This is a genomic window from Capilliphycus salinus ALCB114379, from assembly GCF_047276495.1.
In the GTDB taxonomy this organism is placed as follows: Bacteria; Cyanobacteriota; Cyanobacteriia; order Cyanobacteriales; family Microcoleaceae; genus Capilliphycus; species Capilliphycus salinus.
Map to the genome: position 1 here is coordinate 1,748,402 of NZ_CP178543.1, position 22,334 is coordinate 1,770,735.

General features: G+C 44.1%; 21 protein-coding genes and 1 tRNA gene. 13 read left to right on the forward strand and 9 right to left on the reverse strand.

Features of this window, described 5'->3' with window-relative positions:
- Positions 1-51 precede the first annotated feature (51 nt).
- From yqeK to ACL6C3_RS07295, 6 genes are all read left to right on the forward strand, one after another.
- Positions 52-699 carry a bis(5'-nucleosyl)-tetraphosphatase (symmetrical) YqeK gene (gene yqeK / locus ACL6C3_RS07270; RefSeq protein ID WP_413166501.1) on the forward strand — a complete coding sequence of 216 codons (648 nt, stop codon included), beginning with the start codon at positions 52-54 and terminating at the stop codon, positions 697-699.
- 159 nt (positions 700-858) lie between these two features.
- A complete protein-coding gene (locus ACL6C3_RS07275; RefSeq protein ID WP_413166502.1) occupies positions 859-2,037 on the forward strand; it encodes an RNA-guided endonuclease InsQ/TnpB family protein in 1,179 nt (392 codons plus the stop codon).
- A gap of 165 nt (positions 2,038-2,202) precedes the next feature.
- Positions 2,203-2,619: a ribosome silencing factor gene (rsfS, locus tag ACL6C3_RS07280; RefSeq protein ID WP_413168276.1), complete on the forward strand. Its 417-nt coding sequence runs from the start codon at positions 2,203-2,205 to the stop codon at positions 2,617-2,619.
- A gap of 183 nt (positions 2,620-2,802) precedes the next feature.
- Positions 2,803-3,303, forward strand: coding sequence for a CGLD27 family protein (locus ACL6C3_RS07285; protein ID WP_413166503.1), 501 nt, complete (start codon positions 2,803-2,805; stop codon positions 3,301-3,303).
- Between the two features lie 100 nt (positions 3,304-3,403).
- Complete coding sequence (locus tag ACL6C3_RS07290) at positions 3,404-4,357, forward strand: asparaginase (RefSeq protein WP_413166504.1); 954 nt, start codon at positions 3,404-3,406, stop codon at positions 4,355-4,357.
- Between the two features lie 180 nt (positions 4,358-4,537).
- Entirely contained in the window at positions 4,538-5,098 is a 561-nt protein-coding gene (locus ACL6C3_RS07295; RefSeq protein ID WP_413166505.1) for a Uma2 family endonuclease, read from the forward strand.
- 442 nt (positions 5,099-5,540) lie between these two features.
- On the opposite strand, the gene ACL6C3_RS07300 is transcribed toward ACL6C3_RS07295, so the two are convergent.
- Both ACL6C3_RS07300 and ACL6C3_RS07305 read right to left on the reverse strand, forming a co-directional pair.
- Positions 5,541-5,611: transfer RNA gene (locus tag ACL6C3_RS07300), tRNA-Gly, on the reverse strand.
- A gap of 71 nt (positions 5,612-5,682) precedes the next feature.
- Positions 5,683-9,150, reverse strand: coding sequence for a response regulator (locus ACL6C3_RS07305; protein ID WP_413166506.1), 3,468 nt, complete (start codon positions 9,148-9,150; stop codon positions 5,683-5,685).
- A gap of 320 nt (positions 9,151-9,470) precedes the next feature.
- Between ACL6C3_RS07305 and ACL6C3_RS07310 the strand changes: the two genes are divergently transcribed.
- Positions 9,471-10,115, forward strand: coding sequence for a GNAT family N-acetyltransferase (locus tag ACL6C3_RS07310; RefSeq protein ID WP_413166507.1), 645 nt, complete (start codon positions 9,471-9,473; stop codon positions 10,113-10,115).
- Here ACL6C3_RS07310 and larB read toward each other — a convergent pair.
- The 3 genes from larB to ispF form a co-directional block, all read right to left on the reverse strand.
- Positions 10,112-10,888, reverse strand: a complete 777-nt coding sequence (gene larB, locus ACL6C3_RS07315) for a nickel pincer cofactor biosynthesis protein LarB (protein WP_413166508.1) — start codon at positions 10,886-10,888, stop codon at positions 10,112-10,114. The genes ACL6C3_RS07310 and larB overlap by 4 nt on opposite strands.
- A gap of 36 nt (positions 10,889-10,924) precedes the next feature.
- The gene (locus ACL6C3_RS07320) at positions 10,925-12,691 is read right to left on the reverse strand and encodes an ABC transporter substrate-binding protein (protein ID WP_413168277.1); all 1,767 of its coding nucleotides are present in this window, start codon (positions 12,689-12,691) and stop codon (positions 10,925-10,927) included.
- An 82-nt stretch (positions 12,692-12,773) separates the two neighbouring features.
- Positions 12,774-13,253 carry a 2-C-methyl-D-erythritol 2,4-cyclodiphosphate synthase gene (ispF, locus tag ACL6C3_RS07325; RefSeq protein WP_413166509.1) on the reverse strand — a complete coding sequence of 160 codons (480 nt, stop codon included), beginning with the start codon at positions 13,251-13,253 and terminating at the stop codon, positions 12,774-12,776.
- A gap of 945 nt (positions 13,254-14,198) precedes the next feature.
- On the opposite strand from ispF, the gene ACL6C3_RS07330 reads away from it, so the two are divergent.
- The gene (locus ACL6C3_RS07330; RefSeq protein ID WP_413166510.1) at positions 14,199-14,342 is read left to right on the forward strand and encodes a chlorophyll a/b-binding protein; all 144 of its coding nucleotides are present in this window, start codon (positions 14,199-14,201) and stop codon (positions 14,340-14,342) included.
- Positions 14,343-14,519: 177 nt separating this feature from the next.
- On the opposite strand, the gene ACL6C3_RS07335 is transcribed toward ACL6C3_RS07330, so the two are convergent.
- Positions 14,520-14,765, reverse strand: coding sequence for a hypothetical protein (locus ACL6C3_RS07335; RefSeq protein ID WP_413166511.1), 246 nt, complete (start codon positions 14,763-14,765; stop codon positions 14,520-14,522).
- Between the two features lie 258 nt (positions 14,766-15,023).
- Positions 15,024-15,398, reverse strand: a complete 375-nt coding sequence (locus tag ACL6C3_RS07340; RefSeq protein ID WP_413166512.1) for a response regulator — start codon at positions 15,396-15,398, stop codon at positions 15,024-15,026.
- Between the two features lie 658 nt (positions 15,399-16,056).
- On the opposite strand from ACL6C3_RS07340, the gene ACL6C3_RS07345 reads away from it, so the two are divergent.
- Together ACL6C3_RS07345 and ACL6C3_RS07350 are read left to right on the forward strand one after the other, a co-directional pair.
- Positions 16,057-16,236, forward strand: a complete 180-nt coding sequence (locus tag ACL6C3_RS07345) for a hypothetical protein (protein WP_413166513.1) — start codon at positions 16,057-16,059, stop codon at positions 16,234-16,236.
- Between the two features lie 162 nt (positions 16,237-16,398).
- A complete protein-coding gene (locus tag ACL6C3_RS07350) occupies positions 16,399-17,301 on the forward strand; it encodes a ChaN family lipoprotein (RefSeq protein WP_413166514.1) in 903 nt (300 codons plus the stop codon).
- Positions 17,302-17,561: 260 nt separating this feature from the next.
- On the opposite strand, the gene ACL6C3_RS07355 is transcribed toward ACL6C3_RS07350, so the two are convergent.
- Entirely contained in the window at positions 17,562-18,848 is a 1,287-nt protein-coding gene (locus ACL6C3_RS07355; RefSeq protein ID WP_413166515.1) for a Glu/Leu/Phe/Val family dehydrogenase, read from the reverse strand.
- Between the two features lie 343 nt (positions 18,849-19,191).
- Here ACL6C3_RS07355 and ACL6C3_RS07360 point away from each other — a divergent pair, with 343 nt between their 5' ends.
- Positions 19,192-19,785, forward strand: a complete 594-nt coding sequence (locus ACL6C3_RS07360) for a DUF4126 domain-containing protein (protein WP_413166516.1) — start codon at positions 19,192-19,194, stop codon at positions 19,783-19,785.
- Positions 19,786-19,795: 10 nt separating this feature from the next.
- Here ACL6C3_RS07360 and hemH read toward each other — a convergent pair whose 3' ends face one another.
- Entirely contained in the window at positions 19,796-20,959 is a 1,164-nt protein-coding gene (hemH, locus tag ACL6C3_RS07365) for a ferrochelatase (protein WP_413166517.1), read from the reverse strand.
- A gap of 102 nt (positions 20,960-21,061) precedes the next feature.
- Here hemH and ACL6C3_RS07370 point away from each other — a divergent pair, with 102 nt between their 5' ends.
- Entirely contained in the window at positions 21,062-21,721 is a 660-nt protein-coding gene (locus ACL6C3_RS07370; protein ID WP_413166518.1) for a class I SAM-dependent methyltransferase, read from the forward strand.
- 167 nt (positions 21,722-21,888) lie between these two features.
- Positions 21,889-22,149 (forward strand): photosystem I reaction center subunit PsaK, encoded by a 261-nt coding sequence (psaK, locus tag ACL6C3_RS07375; RefSeq protein WP_413166519.1) that lies wholly within the window; start codon positions 21,889-21,891, stop codon positions 22,147-22,149.
- Positions 22,150-22,334 lie beyond the last annotated feature (185 nt).

Here is a 22,334-nt window from a genome sequence, read left to right on the forward strand (position 1 = left end):
TCACCGGATTGATCGAAAATAAAACAGGAGAATTGAACAGAATCTGTAAGCATGACATCAACAGAAGCTTGGCAAAATACCGCCGATTCTTTTATCGATCCTCAGCAACGAAACCAAGTGTTAAACTGGCTGAAGGATCGGGTTCCGTCCTCTCGAATTCAACATATTCTAGGGGTTGAAAAAATGGCCGATGATTTGGCAATTGATCATCAACTCGATCGCACTAAAGCTCAAATAGCCGGGTTGATGCACGATCTGGCTAAGTATTTTCATCCCCAGATTCTTTTGGAAACCGCGATCGCCGAAAAATTGCCCCTCGATGATATACTGAAAAATCATCCCCATTTACTCCACGCCGATATTAGCGCCGTCGTCGCCCGAGAAGAATTTGGAATAGAAGATCGAGAAGTTCTCAACGCGATCGCCAACCATACCTTAGGAAAACCGGAAATGAGTCCCCTCAGTTGTGTGGTGTTCCTCGCAGATACCCTAGAACCCGGTCGGGGGAACACCGACGAACTGGAAGCATTGAGAGCGCTGTGTTATCAAAATCTCTATCGGGCGGTTTGGAAAACCTGCGACTATACGTTAAATTATCTGATCAAAACCTCATCCGTGATTCATCCACGTGCAGTCCTGACTCGCAACTGGGCTTTACAACAGCATCAAAATAAAGTTCAACTCGGCCAAAAACGTTAACAGTTTGGGGGTTTGGGGGGCTAGAAGTCCCACGCCATAATCTTTGATTTGGCGTTGGGATACATAGACCGACCAAGCCAATTGAAGGGTTCGATGCCCTGATCATTGGCAATTCGACAAATTTTCTAACAAGATAGTTAAATGTGTTAGAATGTGAGTATGGAAAGTAAAACTTACACATACCGCATTCATCCAGATCTCGACCAAGAAGCAAAAATGCTCAATTGGCTTGAACAGTGTCGCCGTGTCTATAATTACGCACTGCGACAAAGAAAAGACTGGATAAATAGCCGTAAGTGTAGAGTTGATGCTTGTAGTCTCAGACAGGAATATATTATTTCTGCTGATGAACCATACCCCGACTACTACAAACAACAGAATGCACTGACAGAAGCTAAGAAAAACATACCTGAACTCAAAGCTGTTCACTCTCAAGTTCTCCAAGATGCTCTTAAGAGACTTGACCGAGCATTTAAGATGAGACAGGAAAGACAATTTGGGTTTCCGCGCTTCAAAAAAGTTGGTCGCTACCGTTGCTTTGTATTTCCTCAGTTCAAGGCTAGTCCCATAACGGGTTGGCAGATCAAACTTCCTAAGATTGGCAAGAGCAAGATTGTTTTGCACCGAGCTATCCCAGAAGGATTTGTTGTCAAACAGGTTCAGATAGTTTTGAAAGCTAGTGGATGGTATGCTCAACTAATTTTGCAGTCTGACATATCTATTCCCGAACCAATGCCTCATGGTGAACCATTGGGAATTGATTGGGGTATCTCCAGTTTTGTTGCTACATCTAGCGGTGAATTGATAGACAACCCTCGATTCTACATTCAATCTCAAAGCAAGCTTAAATGGCTGCAACGTAGACTGAACAAGAAACTCATAGGGAGTAAGTCTTATCAGGAGTTGGCAAAAAAGATATCTTTGCTGCATGAAAAGATTGGTAATCAGCGAAAAGATTTTCACTACAAAACCAGTCATCATCTTTGCCGTCAAGCTGGAATGATATTTGCCGAAGACTTGAATATTTTGGGTTTGAGTCGAGGGATGGTTGCCAAGCACGTTCTTGATAGTGCGCCTGGCCAATTTCTCAATATTTTGGATTGGGTTTGTCATAAGACTGGGACTTACCATCAAAAAGTTGATGCCAAGGGTAGCAGTCAACTTTGTCCCGAATGTGGGGCTGATGTGCCTAAAGATTTGAGCGTCAGAATACATAATTGCTCTTATTGTCATGTCGTCATGCCTCGCGATGTGGCTAGTGGAAAAATCATAGTAAATAGAGGTATTGCAGCCGTTGAAGGTCTAGCGGTCAAGCTGGGTGCAGAGGAAGAATCCTAGGATTCCCGATGAAGCACCAAGTTCTCAATGTGAGTTGAGAAGCCAACGCTGAAATCAAAGATTTCAGCGTTGGGAGTACGTCACGAAAATCCACTGCTACAATATAAAGAGAACAGTCAGATCCGAAAATTAGGCTATCTAGTTGCACAGAAGCTGAAAAACTTAATGCAAAATCACGCCAAAGCAGAATACTATGCTAACCCAACAGCCCCTGAGCTAGATCACGACGAAGAACGGACTCAAGAAACCGTCCGCTGGGTCGCTCAAGCGGCTGAAGACCGCAAAGCCGAAGACATAACGGTGCTGAAAGTCTCCGAAGTCTCCTACCTCGCCGACTACTTCGTGATCGCCACCGGGTTCTCTCATGTTCAAATTAGAGCCATCTATCAAGCGATCGCCAAGCAGGTGGAAGAGGAGATCCAACGAGTTCCCATCCGCATTGAAGGCCAGCGAGAAGGGGCATGGATATTAATAGATTATGGAGATGTAGTTGTCCATATCATGCTCCCCGAAGAGCGAGAGTTTTACAGTTTAGAAGCTTTTTGGGGTCACGCCGAACGAGTAGACTGGTCAACACTCTGATAAAATTGCCGCTTAATCCCAACTGAAACGGGGCGATGACATTGCTCGAACCCCACCCAGTAGAGACGTTATCCCAGAGCGTCTCTTTAATATTGTCAACATCTGACTCGAATTGGATAGATTCGTTATGATTAACTATGATTAATTTTAGATTTTAAAATCCTTGATTCATTCACAGTAGTTATGAGAGATGTTTCAGTTTCAGTTTGCCCGGTTCCCCCAGAACAACGTCCTGTTAATGAATATCAAGAATTGCAGGAGTCTTGGTTTTTTAGCTGGGTCACTCTAGAATGGCATCGCTATCTAAAAAAATTGGCTTGGGTGTGGGCCTGGAGTTGGTTAGTATGGGGGCCGGTGGCGGCGGCGAGTTTTCCCCCTCAAAAGGCAATAGTACCCTTTCTCGTCAGCGGGGGAGCCGGAGCCAGTCTGATGGTGTTGTTGGTTGTGATCCGACTCTATTTAGGATGGTTTTACGTGCGATCGCGTTTGACCAGTGCCAGTATTTGTTATGAAGAGTCAGGCTGGTATGATGGTCAAACCTGGGAAAAAACGCCGGAAATTCTAGCTCAAGATCGGTTAATACTATCCTATCAGGTCGAACCCCTGTTGAAGCGACTGCGGCGAACCTTGTATGGTTTAGGATTGTTACTGCTTGTAGATGGACTGGTTTGGATGTGTTTGTAATTGCACCGGGGCGATCGGCGAGCGTCTTGCAACATCTAAACTTTTGATCTCACTGTAAATTCTGGGTTTTTTCTTTTATTCAATTCCAAACTCACTCGATATGACAAGGGCAAAACGAACACAGGCGGCGGAACTCGAAGTAAGACTCTTACGGTCTGGCATTTGTGAGTCTATTCATCGCGTTCAAGCCACAGTTTGTGACAATCGCGGACGGGTGCTATCGGTCGCAGGCAGCGCAGAGATGGGAACCTTTGTGCGATCGGCTCTCAAACCGTTTCAAGCCTTAGCCACAACTACCACCGGTACACTCGAACGCTATGATTTAACCGATCTCGATCTGGCGATTATTTGCAGTTCTCATCAAGGCACCATCGGACAAGCCCGACGCGCCTTTAATATTCTTTGGCATAGTAATGTCGATCCGGCTTACCTTCAGTGTCCGACTCCTCCGGGAAAACGCAGCCCCCTACAGCACGGATGTTCGGGGAAACACGCCGGAATGTTGGCCGTCTGTCGTCAACGTCACTGGCCGTTAGAAACCTATTTACAGCCCAAGCATCCGGTACAACAATTGATTGTGGGTAAAGTGGCAGATATGCTCAAAATGCCACCGGATGAATTAATTGTTGCCAGAGATGACTGCGGGGCGCCAACTTATTATATGGAGTTGGGTCAAATTGCGACTCTGTTTGCTCAGTTGGCTTCTGGGGATAATCTCGATATGGAACGTATTGTCAGAGCGATGACTCATCACCCGGAAATGGTCGCAGGAGAAGGTCATTTGGATACTGAGTTGATGCGGATGACTCAGGGGGAATTGGTCAGCAAGTCCGGCGCCGAAGGGGTTCAGTGTATTGGTCGCATCGGTGAGGGGATGGGGTTAGCGATTAAAGTGATTGATGGTGCCAAACGGGCTAAGTATGCGGTTGCTATTCAGTTATTAAAGCAGATGGGTTGGATTACGCCCACTCAGTCTGAAAGTTTGTCCGAACAATTTCTGACTTTAGATGAGTATAGACGTTTAGAAGTGGTTGGAGAGTTGTCTTTGGTTTAGGGTTCATAAAAAAGTACAGTGACCGAATTGAATTTCTTTTCGTCACTGTCAAAACTATTACAATTAAATATTAAAATGCGGTTGTCTGGGATTGGTCTTGAAATTCTGCGGTTTGTTGGGGTTCAATTTAATCAACCGGATATCATATAAGTTAAAAGAAAGGATGCTTATCTTTGAACCATGACAACAAATCCGTCGGTTCGTTGGACTATTGCCGATCTCGAACTGTTTCCAGAGGATGGGAAACGCTATGAAATCATTGATGGAGAGCTATTTGTGACGAGAGCGCCCCATTGGGAACATCAAGAGGTTGCGGGAAATGTCTATGCTCAGTTAAAGGCTTGGTCGCGTCAAACGGGTTTGGGGAGAGCGGCGATCGCTCCGGGTATTATTTTCTCAGCAACCGATAGCGTTATTCCCGATGTTGTTTGGGCGAGTCATCGGCGTTTGCAGGACTGTTTGGACGAATCTGGACATTTAACCGATGCACCGGAGTTAGTGGTTGAAGTGTTGTCTAAAAGCAAAAAAGATAGACAGCGAGATTTAGAATTAAAATTAAAAGTTTATTCGGTTCAAGGAGTACAAGAGTATTGGATTTGCGACTATCAGAAACAAGAGGTTAAAGTCTATCGGCGCGAACAGGGGATTTTGAAGTTAGTTATCACGTTGTTTGCCGAAGATACCCTGAAAACTCCGCTTTTGCCTGAGTTTAGTTGTAGGGTAAGCGATTTATTTAGTTAGATTAAACCAGCCAAATATTAGCTATTTCACCAAATTAATTTGTTATAAACGAAATTTAATCTGGTAGTTTACACCTGATGTCATCCGAAACAATGTTGAAAAAATTTAGCTTGTTCAGTATACTAAAAAATAGTATTCTTCTTGATCGGTTACAAGTGCCAAGGTTCAAAACTGTGCTTGGCTTCACTGATAGGCTTGCAGTTGTCAGGCAAGGTGTGGGAGTAAAGACAGAGTAAATGTCTGATTTGACAGAATGAGAGTTTTATGCGTATTGGCTCATCAGTCAATCTTGATAGTTTAGTCAATCTATCAATTATGGGATAGTCAATCGCCCAATTTTCTAGTTAGACTTTACTTGATTGGGTAACAAATGGGTAAAAAGCGGATAACTCAAGCTTGAGTTAAAACCTGAAATCACATCAGAACAGAATTTTAGACACAAAGCGGGTGGGGGGAATCGAACCCCCATCATTAGCTTGGAAGGCTAAGGTTTTACCACTAAACTACACCCGCAATATTGCAGTTCTCTTATAGTAGCACAACATTTTGGAAAACGATCAAGATTTTCTAAAAAATTTTTCGACTCACCCAGAAACCGCTTCGGGACTGATCACAAAGGTACAGACCGGCTCATCAATCCCCTTTAACGGGTGAGTTTCTGAAGTGAGGATTTCCCCCGGATTAACGTACTGCGCCACATCTGTGGAGACTAAAATACTGTTGGGTTGGGCGACTTCCTGCAAACGGGCGGCGATATTCACCGACGGACCGATCGCCGTATAATCCGATCGCGATGCGGCGCCGAACATCCCCACCACCGCCATTCCCTGATGAATCCCGCAGCGAAACCGTATCGGTTGGACTCCATTGTGACCGATCAAACCCCGTTCTAGCCAACTTTGGTTTAACTGGTCTAAAGCACCCAACATCGCCCGTGCAGAAGCCAAAGCCCGCCTCACCTGTTCTTGGGGGGTCAACTCCTGAGGCGCCCCGTACAACGCCATCACCGCATCCCCAATAAACTTATCAACCGTTCCGCCATTTTCAAACACCGCCTGAGTCATCGCCGCCAAATACTCGTTTAAAACTTCAGCAATGCGGCGAGACTGAAGCTGATTTGACATCCGAGTAAACCCAACAATATCAGTAAATAAAATCGTCACCAAACGGGGTTCTGGATCTAAAGCTAATACTAAATCACCGGCTGCGGCCCGTTCAACCATTGGGGGCGGTAAAAACCGTCTTAATACCGATTCTGTCAGATACCGATTTAACTCGGCAACCCGACGTTCATTTTCTTTAAGCGATCGCAGGTTGCGAACTTCGGCGAGTAATTCTCGGTCATTAAACGGCTTAGAAACATAAGCATCGGCGCCCCGTTCAACGCCTTCGATGCGAGTATCTTCATCGGCTTTTGCAGTTAATAAAATAATCGGAGTTCCTTTCAACTCAGGATTTTCTCGAATCATCCGAATTAAATCCAACCCGGAGACAACAGGCATCATTAAATCAGTAATAATCACTTCGGGACGATAAGCCTTGGCTTGTTCATATCCTTCGGCGCCGTTCCGGGCGGTAATCACATTAAAATTAGCAGGTTTTAAAATATTAGATAAATATCGACGTAAATCGGGATTATCATCAACAACTAAAATACTATTTTCTAACCGTTCGGAAGTATTAATCGGACGATTCTCAACCAAAAGTTCCTCCGTTTGACCGGATAATTCATCCTCGCTTAATTCTACTTCCACATCGGCTAATTCTACAGCAGCCCGTCGGGGATTTAACTCGGCAGGAACTTCTAAAACTTGTTCGGCGGGTAAATGGGCGGTTCCCGTTTGTAGCCAAATGGTAAACGTTGTTCCTTGACCATAAACCGAATCTACCGAAATTTGACCCCGATGTAAATCGACCAATTCTTTAACCAAAGCCAACCCTAAACCGCTTCCTTCATAGGAACGATTTGTCGAACCTTCGGCTTGACGAAAGCGTTCAAATAGATGGGGAATTTGTTCGCGATGAATCCCAATTCCCGTATCTCTAACTTGCAAATGACAATAACTTCCAGTCGCTTCTAAACTCACCGAAATCACCCCATTTTCTGGGGTAAATTTCATAGCATTTGATAGCAGATTATAAAGAACCTTGTCAAACCGTTCTAAATCCAAATAAATCGGTTCGCAGGGTTTCAAATCAATTTCGAGGTGAATGCCTTTTTTTTCGCAATATGGTTGGAAAGATTCCACCGTTTGACGACAAAACTCGACCAAATTACACGGTCGAAAACTGGGTTGCATTCGTCCAGCATCAAAGCGCTGTAAATCGAGTAATTGATTAACCAAACGTAGCAGTCGCCGAGAATTTCTCAAAGATATTTTCGCCTGTTCGTAGGGCAAATGTTGCATCTGATTTACAGCCGCTTCCAAGGGGCCGATCATCAACGTTAACGGTGTTCTAAATTCGTGAGAAATATTCTGAAAAAACTCGGTTTTTAAGCGGTCAACTTCCTGTAAACGTTCGGCTTGTTGACGGGTTTTTTGATAAAGACGAGCCTGTTGTACGGCTAAGGCGGCTTGGGCGGCGACGATTTGAACTAAATTAACTTCTGCTTCTGTCCACTTGCGAATAGTATCATTTTGACGGAGGGAAATACTACCAATAATTTGATTATCTAACAGTAAAGGAACCACCATTAACGCTTTAGATGGCGATCGCAAAGGAAGCTCAATTAAATTCCAATCGGGTTTTTGAGTCAAATCATCAATGACCACCGGTTGTTGAGTTTCTAACAACTGTTGGAGAACGGGATTTCCACGAATAGGAACGGCAGAAATCGGTAAACGGTCTGGAGTTTTTTGATCCGAAGAATTATTATTAATTTGGTCTTCAGACAAGTCCCGAACCATCGCCGTGTCATAGTGAGCATCGTACAACCCGACACATTGAACAAACTCATCTTCTCTCGTCCACAAAGACAAGGCGCAACCCTCAACATTCAGCGCCTGTCCGAGTTGTTGGGTGATGGCGGCAAAAATCTTTTGAGGATCGAGACTCGAACGGATGGCGGCCGTGATAGTATTAACCAGACGCTCCCGTTTAGCCAGTTCTTGGACTTGTTCGTAGGCTCGGGCTTGAGAGAGGGCGAGGGCCGCCTGATCAGCGACCGTACTAATCAACTTGACTTCGTGATCGATCCATTCGCGCCACTCATCAACTTGGTGCATCGCCAGAACAGCCATCAGTTCTTGTTGATAAAACAGCGGTACAATCAAACTGGAGCGGATATTAGTCGCGCTATAAGCTTGTTTTCTGGCTTGCAATTGCTGAGTATTTCCGTTAATCCGTTCGTCGCTACTGGCATCGTGAATAATCTCGACATCAGTGGTTTGCCAAACCAAGATTTTAAAGGCAGAATTTTTCACCCCAAAATCAGAATCTTGCAACCCATAAGCCTGATAAACAAACCATTCCTCAACCATTTCCCCGTCTTGAAACGGTTGTAAAATGCAGTAACTCACCTCAAAGGTTTGTCCGACGGTTTCAACAATGCGTTGCAGCATTTCCCGATAATTCAAAGCCGACCGAATGGTACTGGTAACGGCGTTGAGGAGTTCTTTTTGGTTGAGCGCTCTTTTGAGTTCTTCGGTGCGAGTTTTGAGAACGTTGTGAGTTTCTAAAGCTTGATTAACGATCGCCTTGAGTTCTTCGGCCTCCCAGGGTTTGGTAACGTATTTAAAAACCTGACCGGAGTTGATCGCTTCGACCAAATCCTCAACATCAGTATAACCCGTTAACAGAATCCGAATCGCATCGGGATATTGAGTCGCCGCCACACTCAACAGTTCAGTCCCACTCATTTGAGGCATTCGCTGATCGGAAATAATCACCGCAACGTCCTCTTCTTCGGCTAAAATTTCTAAAGCTTGCGGCGCACTGTCGGCCCGAAGGACTTTATACGTCCGATAAAACGTCCGATAGAGCAGATCTAAGTTGTCCGGTTCGTCGTCAACAACCAGAATTTTGGGCTTAGATTTCTTGAGAGAATTCATGCACCGCTCTCCTGCTGCAAAAGCGAATGATGTTGATCACTAGGTGGGACACAGGGGGCAAGTGATGAGCGATCACGGTTGCCGTAGAAACCCCATTTAGTCGGCATAACGGTTGATTACGTTAGATATAACATTCTGTGATTTTGGGAGGTTGTCTAGAATGCACCCATATCAATCATATTCTGATCTATTGTTCATTGGTTTGACCCGGCAACAGAAGACATCCAAAGCCCCGAAGTCGATCGGTGCAATTGCGATCGCTGAATCTAAGATGGGTTAAAGTGTTATAACATGAACTCTCAATCGTGAATCCATTCTTCTTGGCCTCAACATCCCCCACTTCGTCAATTTCCGGATCTTCTCCCAATCCTTCTCAGTTGAAGATCCGAGTAGCTACATCCGCCGATCTGCTGGCCTTAACAGAGGTTTTAGCCGACAGCTTCCACTCTCGCGAAGGCTTTCTCGGATGGGCTTATCCGATCCTGCGTTTGGGAATTTACGAAGATTTACGCAACCGTCTGACGGCTTCCTCAGACTATTATGTCTGTTTGGTTGCCGTAACTGCAAATTCCGCCCGTCCTCAAGTCCCCAACTCTCCGCTAACAACCGATGTTTTGGTGGGAACGGTGGAAATGGGCCTGCGTTCGGTGAGCATCTCTCCCAGAGAATCCCCCAATTCTTGGATCACTTCGAGAACCCGCCAATTTCCCTATTTGTCGAATCTGGCGGTTCATCCCCAGTACCGACGTCTGGGAGTCGCCCAGCAATTGCTATCTCGCTGTGAGTTGATTGCCAGTCAATGGGGATATTCTCAACTGTACCTGCACGTTTTAGAAAATAACAAACCCGCCAAACGATTGTATTTCAAAGCGGGTTATCGATTGGCCGAAATTGATCGCGGCTGGAATTCCTGGCTGTTTGGTCAACCCAAACGGCTGTTTATGCGGAAAACCCTGCGGACTTAGGGAGCGGTTTGTTGTTTTTGTGCCACTCGTAAGATTTGGCAAGCTAAAATTGCGGCACCAAAGCCATTATCAATGTTAACAACTCCGACTCCCGCCGCACAGGAGTTTAACATGGTTAACAAGGGGGCTAAACCGTTTAAACTGGCTCCATAACCGACACTGGTGGGGACGGCGACAACCGGACAGTCGGCTAAACCGGCGACTACACTGGGTAATGCTCCCTCCATTCCCGCAACTACAATTAATACATCCGCCTCAGCGATTAAATGCCAGTTACTCAACAAGCGGTGTACGCCGGCGACTCCGACATCCCAGAGTCGTTTGACGGGAAAACCGCATAAACTCGCAGTGATGGCGGCTTCTTCGGCGACGGGTAAATCGGCGGTTCCTGCGGTTAAAATCGTGATGGTTTGTTGGGATTTGGGCGGCGAGGTTTGGGAGGTTATTGCACAAATTCGGGCGCTCGGATAATAGACGAGATCGGGAATTTTTGCGCTTAATTTTTCATAGACTTCGGGTTCAATGCGAGTCGCCATCACGGTGGGGTGATTTTGTCGCATGGTTTGCATAATTTCGATGATTTGTTCTGGGGTTTTACCGGGTCCCCAAATGACTTCGGGAAAGCCTGTTCTGAGTTTGCGATGGTGATCGATCCGGGCAAAGTCTCCGACGGGTTCAAAGTCAAAATGTTTGATTTTTTGCAGGGCTTCTGTGGGGCTGACTTGACCGGTGGCGACGGATTCGAGTAAGTATTGTAAGGCTTCTGGATTCATTTTCAAGTTTAAAGAAAGGGTGGGCTTAATTGGCAATTATTCTTTGATTTTAAGTTCGTACAGATTCCAGAATCCACCGCCTAAGGGGGTATATTCTAGATTTTCTATGCGATCGCGAATCGCTTCAAAGGAAAGGGGATTTACCATGTACAAAAAGGGCAGTTGTTCGGCGATAATTTGTTGGGCTTGACCGTACAATTCTTTACGTTTTTCTTCGTCTAACTCTTGAGAAGCTTGTACATAAAGATCGTCTATTTTTTGTTCCCAGTCGGCAACGGTCCAGCCGACAATATCTTCCTGTCCGGGTTGGGGTCCTTGATTGAAGCTGTGTAATCGTCCGTTTACCGACCAAATTACATAACCTCCGTGCGGTTCAAATCCCCCGGTAAAACCGCCCAAATAACTCTCCCAGTTCCGGTTTCTTAAGCGGTTCACATAGGTATTAAATTCTAAAGGTTGAGTGTAGACTTTAATCCCCAGTTTGGCTAAATCTTGAGTGATTTGGGTTGCCATTTGCGCTCGAATTTTATTGCCGGATGAAATTAATATTGTCCATTCTACGGGATTATTTTCCGCATCAACTAACCGACCATTTTTAAGTGTAAATCCTTCCTTTGCTAAGATTTCTTTGGCTTTTTCTAAATTGTACTCGTAGGTTTTTAGTCCTTCTTCGGGAGACAAATAATAGGGACTTTGTACCGGAATCGGAGAATGTTTTAAAGCCCCCAAACCCAAGTAGATATTATTTTTCATCACCTCCCGATTAATTGCGTAATAAATCGCCTGTCGAAATTGTTTATTATTAAACCAACGGGATTTTGCCGGGGGAACAAAAGGCTGATTGGTGTTGGAACTTCTGCCTTGATTGAGATTAAAAGCGAGGGAAACGGTTCCGGTGTCTGGACCCGAACTATAAATGGTATATTTTCCCCGTTCTTCGTTCGGTTTCAACAAAGGATAAGCTTCGGGTTGTATCTCTAAAGTATCTAACGCCCCGGAGCGAAAATTGAGCAGTTGAGTATCGGTACTTTCCATAATTTGCCACACCACTTGCTCAATATAAGGTTGTTCGTTTCCCCGTTCATCTTGGCGCCAATAGTAGGGATTTTTTTCTAAAATAACTCGCTGATTTGCCGCATAACTTCCCAGACGATAGGGGCCGTTTCCAACAATTTTATCGGGATCGGTATCGGTTCCCCAAGTGCTTAAATACACCGGATTTCCCTCTTGGTCGAGGGTATTAACGGACTCGGCTAAAGCGTGAGACGGTAAAATGGGTAAGCCGCCTGCGTAGCGCAAAAAGGGCGCGAAAGGTTCGGGAACAGAAAATTCTACCCGACGATTATCTAGCTTTCTAACGGTGGGAAATTGACGACTTTCTCCGACTTGTAAAATATCGGCCGCTCCGCTCGGGATTTTCTCATTCAGATAGATTTGATTGTAGGTGAAAATAATATCATCAACGGTCATATCTTCTCCGTCCGACCATTTTAAATTGTCCCGTAAGGTGATGACAATTTTTTGTCCGTCGGGAGAAACATCCCAAGATTCTGCAAGTCCGGGTTCGAGTTCCCCCGTGTAGGGATTTTCTCGTAACAGGGAGTCGTAAATATAGCCAAATATACTGTAAGCTGATGAATTGAGAGGATAGTTAAAGGTTGCAGGCCCGCTCGGGGTAGGAACCACCAAACGAGAGGGAAGGCTGGATTGGGCCGGCCCGCAGGCGGACAGGGCGATCGCCAACAGGCCCGCGATCGCGATTTTCAGTCCATGATGCCAAACCGGAAATAGGGGAGATTTCATAACTTGCACGGGTTGAATTCGATAATTTATCGATCGCCTGGGTGATGGCATTTTAGAGCTTATCAAGGCTTGACAAGGCTGTTTACATTGCTTCGAGCAAGGCGACTGCATAGGCGGCTATTCCTTCTTCTCGTCCCACCGGGCCTAATTTTTCGTTGGTTGTGGCTTTGATACCGACTTGTTCGGGTTGGATCTGGAGAACCGAGGAAATGCGCTCGCGCATTGCTGAAATGTGAGGTTTGAGTTTGGGTCGTTCGGCGACAACTACAGAGTCAATATTTCCGACTTTCCAACCCCGCTGTTGAATCATTTGATGGACTTGATCGAGTAGAACTAAACTGTCTGCGCCCGTCCATTTTTTATCGGTGGGGGGAAAGTAGAGTCCGATATCGCCGAGGCTGAGTGCGCCTAGCATTGCATCCATGATAGCGTGCGTTAACACATCTGCATCGCTGTTTCCCTCGAGTCCCCGTTCGTGTTCGATGTGAACTCCACCCAAAATTAAGGGTCGTCCCTCTACCAGTCTGTGGATATCGTAGCCGTTACCTATGCGGATATTCATCGGGTTGATCGATCCATCGCTTGTTTACAACAGTTCATTATGTCGGATGAGGGCGCCGTAGTGAACAGTATTCCCTATTCCCTGTCCCCTAATAATCCGATCGCTTTTTTCCTAAATCGGCGATCGCTTTTTTTCTTCCTAAAGTTGTCAATTTTCCTGAAAATATTCCCCCAAAATTTCCCCGATTTTCGATTGACAAATCCTCGGACTTGACCTATTCTAGAATAATGGAAATCTGTGCCGACCTATAAGGTGCTTTTTCCGCCCCGCTTCACGACAATTTCGGTTTAAATATAGGCTTTTCAAAACTCCTCAATTAATTAACTTGCAACTCTCAACCCTGCACTCAACTGTCGCCCCAAAATCATAAGTTTTTCTAATAAATTTTACGAAGTTGTTTTAATAAATAAAATATTTGGGAAAAAATCGAAATTTTTACTGAGAAAAATTTTCAAAAAGTTGACGAAAATATAGGGTTTCTGGTAGGCTATAAAAAACACCACCCAAGGGGTTACTCTGTCTACACGTCAAAATAGAGGCTAAAACCCCGATTATCTCGTTAAATCTCAGAAGATTCTGACAAAAAAGTAGCAACCCCGACGCACGAATTTTGAAAGACCAAGGCCAAGCCCAAAACAGACATCTTGACAAAACAGAGAATTTATGTAATGAGTCAGGAGTCAGGAGTCAGGAGACAGTGACCAGTGACCAGTTAACAGTGAACAGTGGTAAGTGATAACTGATAACTGATAACTGTCTTTTGCATGAGCGCAAGATTGCCTTTTGCAAGAGCGCCTTTTGCAAGAGCGCCTGTTCCCTATTCCCTATTCCCTATTCCCTGTCCCCTGTCCCCTTTTCTGGAATTTGTAAAAAAATGTTGCACATTTGGGGGAAGTTATGTTAACTTTTGTATAGGTGACAGAGATAACAAAGGAGTCTTCAGACATGGAAAACCAACAACCTAAGTTCGGATTTACAGAGTTTGCTGAAACTTGGAATGGTCGTCTGGCTATGCTGGGTTTCGTGATTGGAATTGCAACTGAATATCTGACCGGCCAAGGTATTCTTTCTCAAATTGGCTTAATGTAATTTACCCTAAGTCAGTTGAATTGTTTAGTGCTGCCATACACAATAGTTGAGCTATAGTTGATTCGGTTTCCGAGTGTGTACTTCGGGAACCTTTAGTATTTATGATAAAAAACCCCTTAAAACTGGAGCGTCAAAGGGGTTTTATGGTTTGATTTTATAACAACTTGAAAATTGAGTTTATTTTTTGATGATTTTCTCCACCTGCTGCACCAGTAAGCGTTCGGGCAGATAAAATTTGTACCAGCCTAATAATCCACACAGAATCAAGATTTGAAGACTCCAATGGGTGAATGCAAATCCCCACACAAAACAAGCTAGTCCGGTTAGCCCTGCTAAAACAAATGGAATATCTTCGGATGTTTGTAAATAAACCCAGATGCAACCGATAGTAAAGGCGAGTAGAATGATATAAACCCCAGGCATGGTTGTGACCTCCTTGGGAAATTGTAGACAGTCACCCGGTCAGGGGAAACTATCATTACTATATATTTTAAGATAAAGCTAAAACATACATCAGATCAAACTTGTCACAAAACTTGATACTTTGGCTTACAAAACTTGATACTTGAGAGCGAAATCGACATTAAAAACAACAAGACTTTTTTGAGCTTTATGTACTCTGTCGAAAGGATGAGTTTTGCTCAAATTTTGTTGAAGTTCAATTCAAAAATACTGTTGGAGTCAACTCCAATCTAAAATTTGAGCAACTAAATTCCCTAAGGTGAGAGGTTCAAAGGGTTTAGTAATGACTCCATTGACTCCAGACTCAGCAAATAGGCGTTGTTTCTCGGTTTGTACTTGTGCTGTTAGTAAAATGACGGGGATATCCTTAGTTTTGGGTTCGGCTTGTAGTTTTTGAAATGTCATTAGTCCATCCCACTCGGGCATCATCACATCGAGTAGAATTACATCGGGCTGTTCTTGGCAAGCTTTGGTGAGTCCTTCCGGGCCGGATTGAGCCGTGATCACTTGCCATCCTAAAATGAATTCTAAAGTCATTTGAGCAACTTCGCGAATATCATCTTCATCATCAATGAGTAAAACAAGTCTAGTCATTCTGATCTCAAGTTATAAAACGCTCTAAAATAGAGGATAATAGAAAATTTTTCCAATAAAAGCAATCTGGATGAAAATTATTAATTTGTCACCTTCGTGTTGAGTCCTGGGGTAATTTCAAGAATCTTCTTCCCCTGACTGGGCTGTTATCCCCCTACAATCAATTGTATCCTTGATTGACCCGATCAACGCTTGGAGTTTTTGTTGGGGAGACTGGCAAGGATGAGAACCAATGTTGTATAATTGGTGAACTTCAGAGAAAAGAATTGATCGAAAATAGAATTAATAACTTTAGATTTAATTGCTCGAAAAGAACCTGTTAATAAAACTTGAAGATTAAAGATCAGAAACTCTACTGTTATTTCTGTCAAGATTTTTTTTGACCAGAGATTTATCTGGGGTAAGTTTCATCATTCCAAAACTGCATCAATCTGATTCCAAGATTCGATTTTACCCTTGAATTTTGTCACCTTTTCCGAGAAAATATAGTCAGTGAGTTGTTCGGGTGAAACGCAACATCACTGTTGAGGTGTCGCAGAGAAAGTCTAGACTAGAACCCCGAGAAAGGAGGGACTATCCGAGGACGATTTTTGCACCCAATCACATTCTGTTTGGGAACACCAGTGTAAAACGAGTCATGTCACTTAAAAGGCGGGATATGGAAAACACAACCAAAAACAAAAAACATTCTCAAGATTTCCTCGTAGATATCGGTTATGAGGAATTTAATTTTGATCGATGGGCAAAAGCGGTAAAACCTCAGTTAATTGCTGCTTTGCGAGGAAATTTCACGGTTACTCCCAAACAATGGAAGGAGTTTGAACGCAAACAAGACTGATGGTGTCTAACATTTTTTTTTTGCCTTCTAAAATCTATTGAATTTAAAAAGAAAACTGATTAAAACCCATTTGACAAAATCTCATCTCTAGCAAACAATCAAGCTAGAGATTTTTTATCGGTTTAAAATGTATAGCGTCGAGTTTTCATAAAATCAATCAAAATGAATCAAGTTACATTTGCTAAAATTTTAACCTGGTCGCTGGGATTATTTTTTTGGTGTACGTCTCCGGTTTGGGCTGAACATCCTCAGGATTTTTATGCTTTTCCCGGTTTTTCTAACTTATACGCCCTGATGGGCGAAGAACAACAGAAGATTTTGCAAAATCTCGCGACTGCGGATGTCGTGTATTTAGGAGAAACTCACGATCGCACTCCGGATCATCAAGCTCAACTGCAAATCATCCAACAATTATACCAAAAAAATCCTCAAATGGCGATCGCTCTAGAAATGTTTCAGCGTCCCTATCAACCCGTTTTAGATCAATACATTGCGGGAGAAATTAGCGAAACGGAGTTAATTGAGAAAAGCGAATATTTGCAACGTTGGGGTTTTCCCTGGTCAAATTATGCCGAAATTTTGAGATTCGCTCGTCAAAATAAAATCCCAGTTTTAGCGTTAAATACTCCGACTGAAGTCACCCGAAAAGTCGCTCGAGGCGGCTTAGAAAGCTTAACAACCGAAGACAAAACTTATATCCCGCCCCTGACTGAAATTCGCACGGATAACGCCGAATATCGGCAAATGCTACAAGAAATTTATCAACAACATCATCAAGGAAAAGGCAATAGCGAGGCGTTTGAAAACTTCTTTTTAGCTCAAGTGCTTTGGGATGAAACGATGGCGGAAACTATCGCCGAATACCTTGATAATCATCCCAATTCTCAAGTGATTGTTTTGGCTGGAAAAGGTCATATTATCTATAATTATGGAATTCCCAGTCGAGTTGAACGGCGCTTAAACAATCGAAATTTAATTCAGCGTTCGGTGATTTTTTCGGCGATAGCGGAAGAATCGGTTGGGAGCAAAACGCCAATTTCTGATTATATTTGGCGGGTAGAATAAAAGCAAATCAACAGAATTATGAACGGTCAATTCTGAAGAACAAAAAGGATTAATTATTGGACAGCAGAGAGCTTTTTTCTCTTGTCCGGGAGTTCCTTTCATAATTCAGAATTCCTAATTGAATTAAGTGGGATGATATCCGACTAATTAACATCCGCTTTGTAGGGGCGGGTTCATCCGAGATCTTGATGATCACTTCGAGATTGAATTAAACCCGCCCCACCCCCATAAGAAAATTAATCAATTGGAGATCATATAAGTTAGTTTTTGAGGTAAAAATCACGGGTTCCTTTGGCATTAATCGCTTCTCCCAACCGATTTAAACCGTGTACATAGGCAGCGGTTCGCATGGAAATAGCAAGCTCTTGAGAAAGGCTCCAAATTTCTTCGGTTTCGGCAATCATTTTTTGTTTGAGACGAAGATTAACTTCTTCAAGCGTCCAGTACAATCCACTGCGATTTTGTACCCACTCAAAATAACTAACGGTTACGCCTCCCGCATTCACTAAAATATCAGGAATAATCCGAATTCCCCGTTCTTCTAAAATCCGATCTGCTTCGGAAGTAATCGGCCCGTTTGCCACTTCAAAAATATATTTTGCTTTGATAGTTTTGGCATTTTCAACGGTAATTTGATTTTCCAAGGCTGCGGGAATGAGAACATCAACATCGAGGGTTAAAAGTTCTTCATTGCTGATAATATCATGTTCAACAATATTACAAACGCTGCCTTCACAGTAAACCGCTTTCACGCTTTTATTGGATTCTTTAAACTGTCTCACGCTGGGAATATCCAAGCCATTTTTTGCATAAATTCCCCCTTGAGAATCACTCACCGCAACGACTTTATAACCCGCTTGGGCGAGAAGTTGGGCGAGAGTGGCGCCGGCATTTCCAAACCCTTGAATGGCGACGGTTGTATTGGCGGGAAATTGACTTAATTTTGCCATAATAATTTCCAGGACAAAAAAAGCGCCCGTTGCTGTGGCTGTATCCCGCCCCAAACTTCCACCCAAAGCGATGGGTTTACCCGTCACAACGCCGGTACAAAGTTGACGGCGAATGATGCTATACTGATCCATCATCCATCCCATAATCATCGGGTTGGTGTAAACATCGGGGGCGGGAATATCAATATCCGGGCCAATAAAATCGGCGATCGCATCGACATATCCGCGACTCAAACGTTCTAATTCGAGTTTTGAAAGTTCTTTGGGATTAACAGTAATTCCGCCTTTTGCACCCCCAAAAGGTAAGTTTAAAACGGCGCATTTAAAGGTCATCCAAAAAGCCAAAGAGGTGACTTCATCGAGGGAGACAGATGTATAGTATCTCACCCCTCCTTTGGTTGGCCCTCTAGTGTCATCATACCGCACTCGATACCCTTGAAAAATTTTTAATGAGCCGTTATCCATGCGAACGGGAATAGAAACCACTAAACTGGATTTAGGGAATTTCAAACGTTCGGTGGTATCTTCGGAGAGACAGACGTACTTTAAAGCGCGTTCAAGTCTTTGGCTGGCATCGGCAAAAAGGGAATCAGACATGAGGTTTAGGATCTACTCAATAATTTAAGTCATATCATGGTAATTTTGAGTTATTCAGATTGTTGATTCTATGTATCAAATCGCAATCAAAGTTAAGAAGGAAAAGGAGGTTGATCGGCGGGATAAACTGCAACCCAGATTTTCGAGATGATTTTAATTTTTTATTAAAAAAAGGACTAGCGCAATTTGAGAGGAATATGTAAAACTGTATAGTGTGACCAACTCGAACTCAGTTCGTTTAAATGGTAGGAGTCTTGTGTTTTCAACTCCCGACTCTAACCCATAAGAAACTCTGGTTGTATCTCGGCTGAAATTGTGATCAACTACTCACCTAAACAATATTATGATAGAACTCCTAGCTGCCCTATCTGCATCAGCCGCAGCGGGGATGAGAATTGCTTTACCCTTACTTTTAATTGGCTTATTGCAAGCGGATTTGTGGTCGCGTGTTCCTTTTTTGTCTCAGTTTTCTCCCCAGTGGGTGGTGGGGATTTTAGTGAGTTGGTCGCTGTTTGAACTGTTCGCCTCGAAACAGTTACTGGGACAGCGAATTTTAAACTTCATTCAACTGGCTTGCAGTCCGTTTGTGGGGGCGATTATGGGAATTGCCATCGCCCAAGCTGCGGATCTTCCCCAATGGCTGGTGGGGTTAATTGGAGTAACGGGGGGTTTGCTGGCGTTGGTGTTGCAACTGGTACAGGTGGGATGGTTTTACCGTTTGCAAGGTTTACCAATTTGGATGATCTTTTTCCAAGATATTCTCTGCATTTCCCTGGTGGTGTTCGCCTTTGACGCCCCGCAACAGGGAGGATTAATCGCTTTATTATTGCTGTGGTTGGCGATTCGCAGTTCCAAAGAATGGTATCAATGGTACACCGCCCAAAGTCACCCCAAACAACGCCATCGCCCTCGGGGTGAAAAACGAAATCCTGACTAAGCCATCGGGTTTACAGCAAACCGACGAAATGTAAAGGGCCATGACCGATAATTAATTCCACCAAAACCGCGACTATCCCAATCATTGCCAAGCGACCATTCCAAACCTCGGCGGTGGTTGTCATTCCCCACTCCCAACGTTCTTGGGGGTACATTTTGGTTTTTTTCGGGGGATGAGCGACTTCTGCAAATTTGACTTGAGGCCCATCTAAAGCTTCAATCACCATATCGGCCAAATCTTCGATAAATACCGGATGGGTATTTAAAGCGGGAACTCGATAAAAGTTCTTAATTCCCGATTCTTCGGCGAGATGGCGGTACTCCATATCGATTTCTTCGAGGGTTTCGATATGTTCGGAGACGAAGCTAATGGGAACGACCATCAGGTTTTCTACGCCTTCAGTGGCGAGTTGGGGAATGGCTTCTTCGGTGTAGGGTTTGAGCCACTCAACCGGGCCGACTCGACTCTGATAAGCTAGAGTGTGGGGGTTCGGACGGTTGAGGGTTTCCATGATCAACTGGGTGCAGGTTTCGATTTCCTTCTGATAGGGATCGCCGGCTTCTTCAACGTAATTCAGGGGAACTCCGTGAGCGCTAAAAAACAGATGAATCTGTTCTGAATTTTCACAGTGATCGAGTTCTTCGGCAATGAGTTGACTCATCGCCCGTAAATAGCCGGGTCGATCGTACCAGGAGGGAATCACGGTATAATTAATTTTTTGCAGAACCGGATCTTCAGACCAAAGTCGTTCTAACAGTCTGAAGCTAGAACCGCTGGTACTGATGGAAAATTGGGGATACAGAGGTAAAATCACCAGTTGTTCAATTTGGTCGCGCTTAATTCTGACGAGCGCTTCTTCGGTGAACGGATGCCAATAGCGCATTCCGACGTAGATTTGAACGTCATGCCCTTTTTCTTTTAACTTTTCCTCAAGGGCGACGGCCTGTTCTTCGGTAATCCGTCGCAGGGGTGAACCGCCCCCAATCGCTTTATAATTTTCCTGAGATTTGGTGAAACGCAAAGTCGAGATTAACCAAGCCAGGGGGTTCTGCAACCAACGAAAGGGCAGACGAATGATTTCCGGATCGGAAAATAGGTTATACAAAAAGGGGCGGACATCTTCGAGTTGCTCTGGCCCGCCCAGATTTAACAATAAAACTCCGACTCGTCCCATAGCGGTTTGTGATCCCCAATTTTTAATCTTTGTTACCTATTTTAATAATAGTAGCCTGATCTTGGGGCAAAGTCGATAGCAAAAAAATTCAAATATCCAGATATGGCAACAATTTTCAGAAGTCTCAGCTACCGTTACCAATGGCTTTACGATTCGATTTCTCGTCTGGCGGCGTTGAGCGTGGGCGGAGAAGCCCGTTTTCGGCGATTGGCATTGGAAGGGTTATCTATTGATTCTAACACCAAAGTGTTGGATTTATGTTGTGGCAGCGGACAGGCGACGGAGGTTTTGGTCCGGCATTCTCAAAATGTTGTCGGGTTGGATGCGTCTCCTCTATCATTAAAACGCGCAAAACACAACGTTCCTAAGGCTGAATATGTGGAAGCCTTTGCGGAAAAAATGCCCTTTGGCAATGATGAATTTGATGTGGTTCATACCAGTGCGGCGTTGCACGAAATGAATCCGGTTCAGTTACGACAAATTCTGGAGGAAGTTTATCGGGTTCTCAAGCCCGGAGGGGTGTTTACCTTGGTTGATTTTCATCGCCCCAACAACCCGCTTTTTTGGCCCGGAATTGCTGTGTTTTTGTGGGTGTTTGAAACGGAAACGGCTTGGCAATTGTTACAAACAGATTTGATGGCGTTACTCTCTGAGGTGGGGTTTCGGGCTAATTTGTCGGAAGCGCAGGGGGCTGATTTTCCCCAACAGCGGCTTTGTGCGGGGGGTAGTCTTCAGGTGATTCAAGTTCAGAAGCCCGGTTGAATGGGTCTCTATCTGGGGATAGATTCCTTAAATTCAGTTAACTAAATGTGGGGAAATATTAAGGATTGCAACAAGAACCGTTTTGACTACCAAGTTCGTGATAAGAAAAGGAAACTAAGATTCTTAATCCAATTTTGTAAACCTCGAAAAACAAAGGAGAAGGTCAATTGATGTATTTAGAATTAATCGCCGCAACAGCTAACACCGTAACCACTACTTCCTGGAGTCCCAAAGTTGCAATTGTGATGATTATTTGCAATGTTGCCATGTTTGCAGTGGGGAAAGCTGTTATTCAAAAGCCCAATGTTGGCCCCGCACCGAACACCTTTTTAGGGATGAGTTTAGCCGCCTTAATTGGGTCAACTTGTTTGGGTCATATTGTCGGTACGGGTGTAATTTTAGGATTAGCAAACGTCGGCGCTCTTTAGATTTGATTTGACTCAACTCTAGAAACTGCATTTGAGTAATTTCTGGGGGTGGGGCGGGTTTTTTTAATTAACTAATGGGTGTCAAAGATAGTCTAGAACCCGCCCCTACATAATCATCATCAATTAATCGGACATGAAATCGCCAGTAGGGGCGGGTTCAGAGAAAATGTATGTTTCTCACAAAT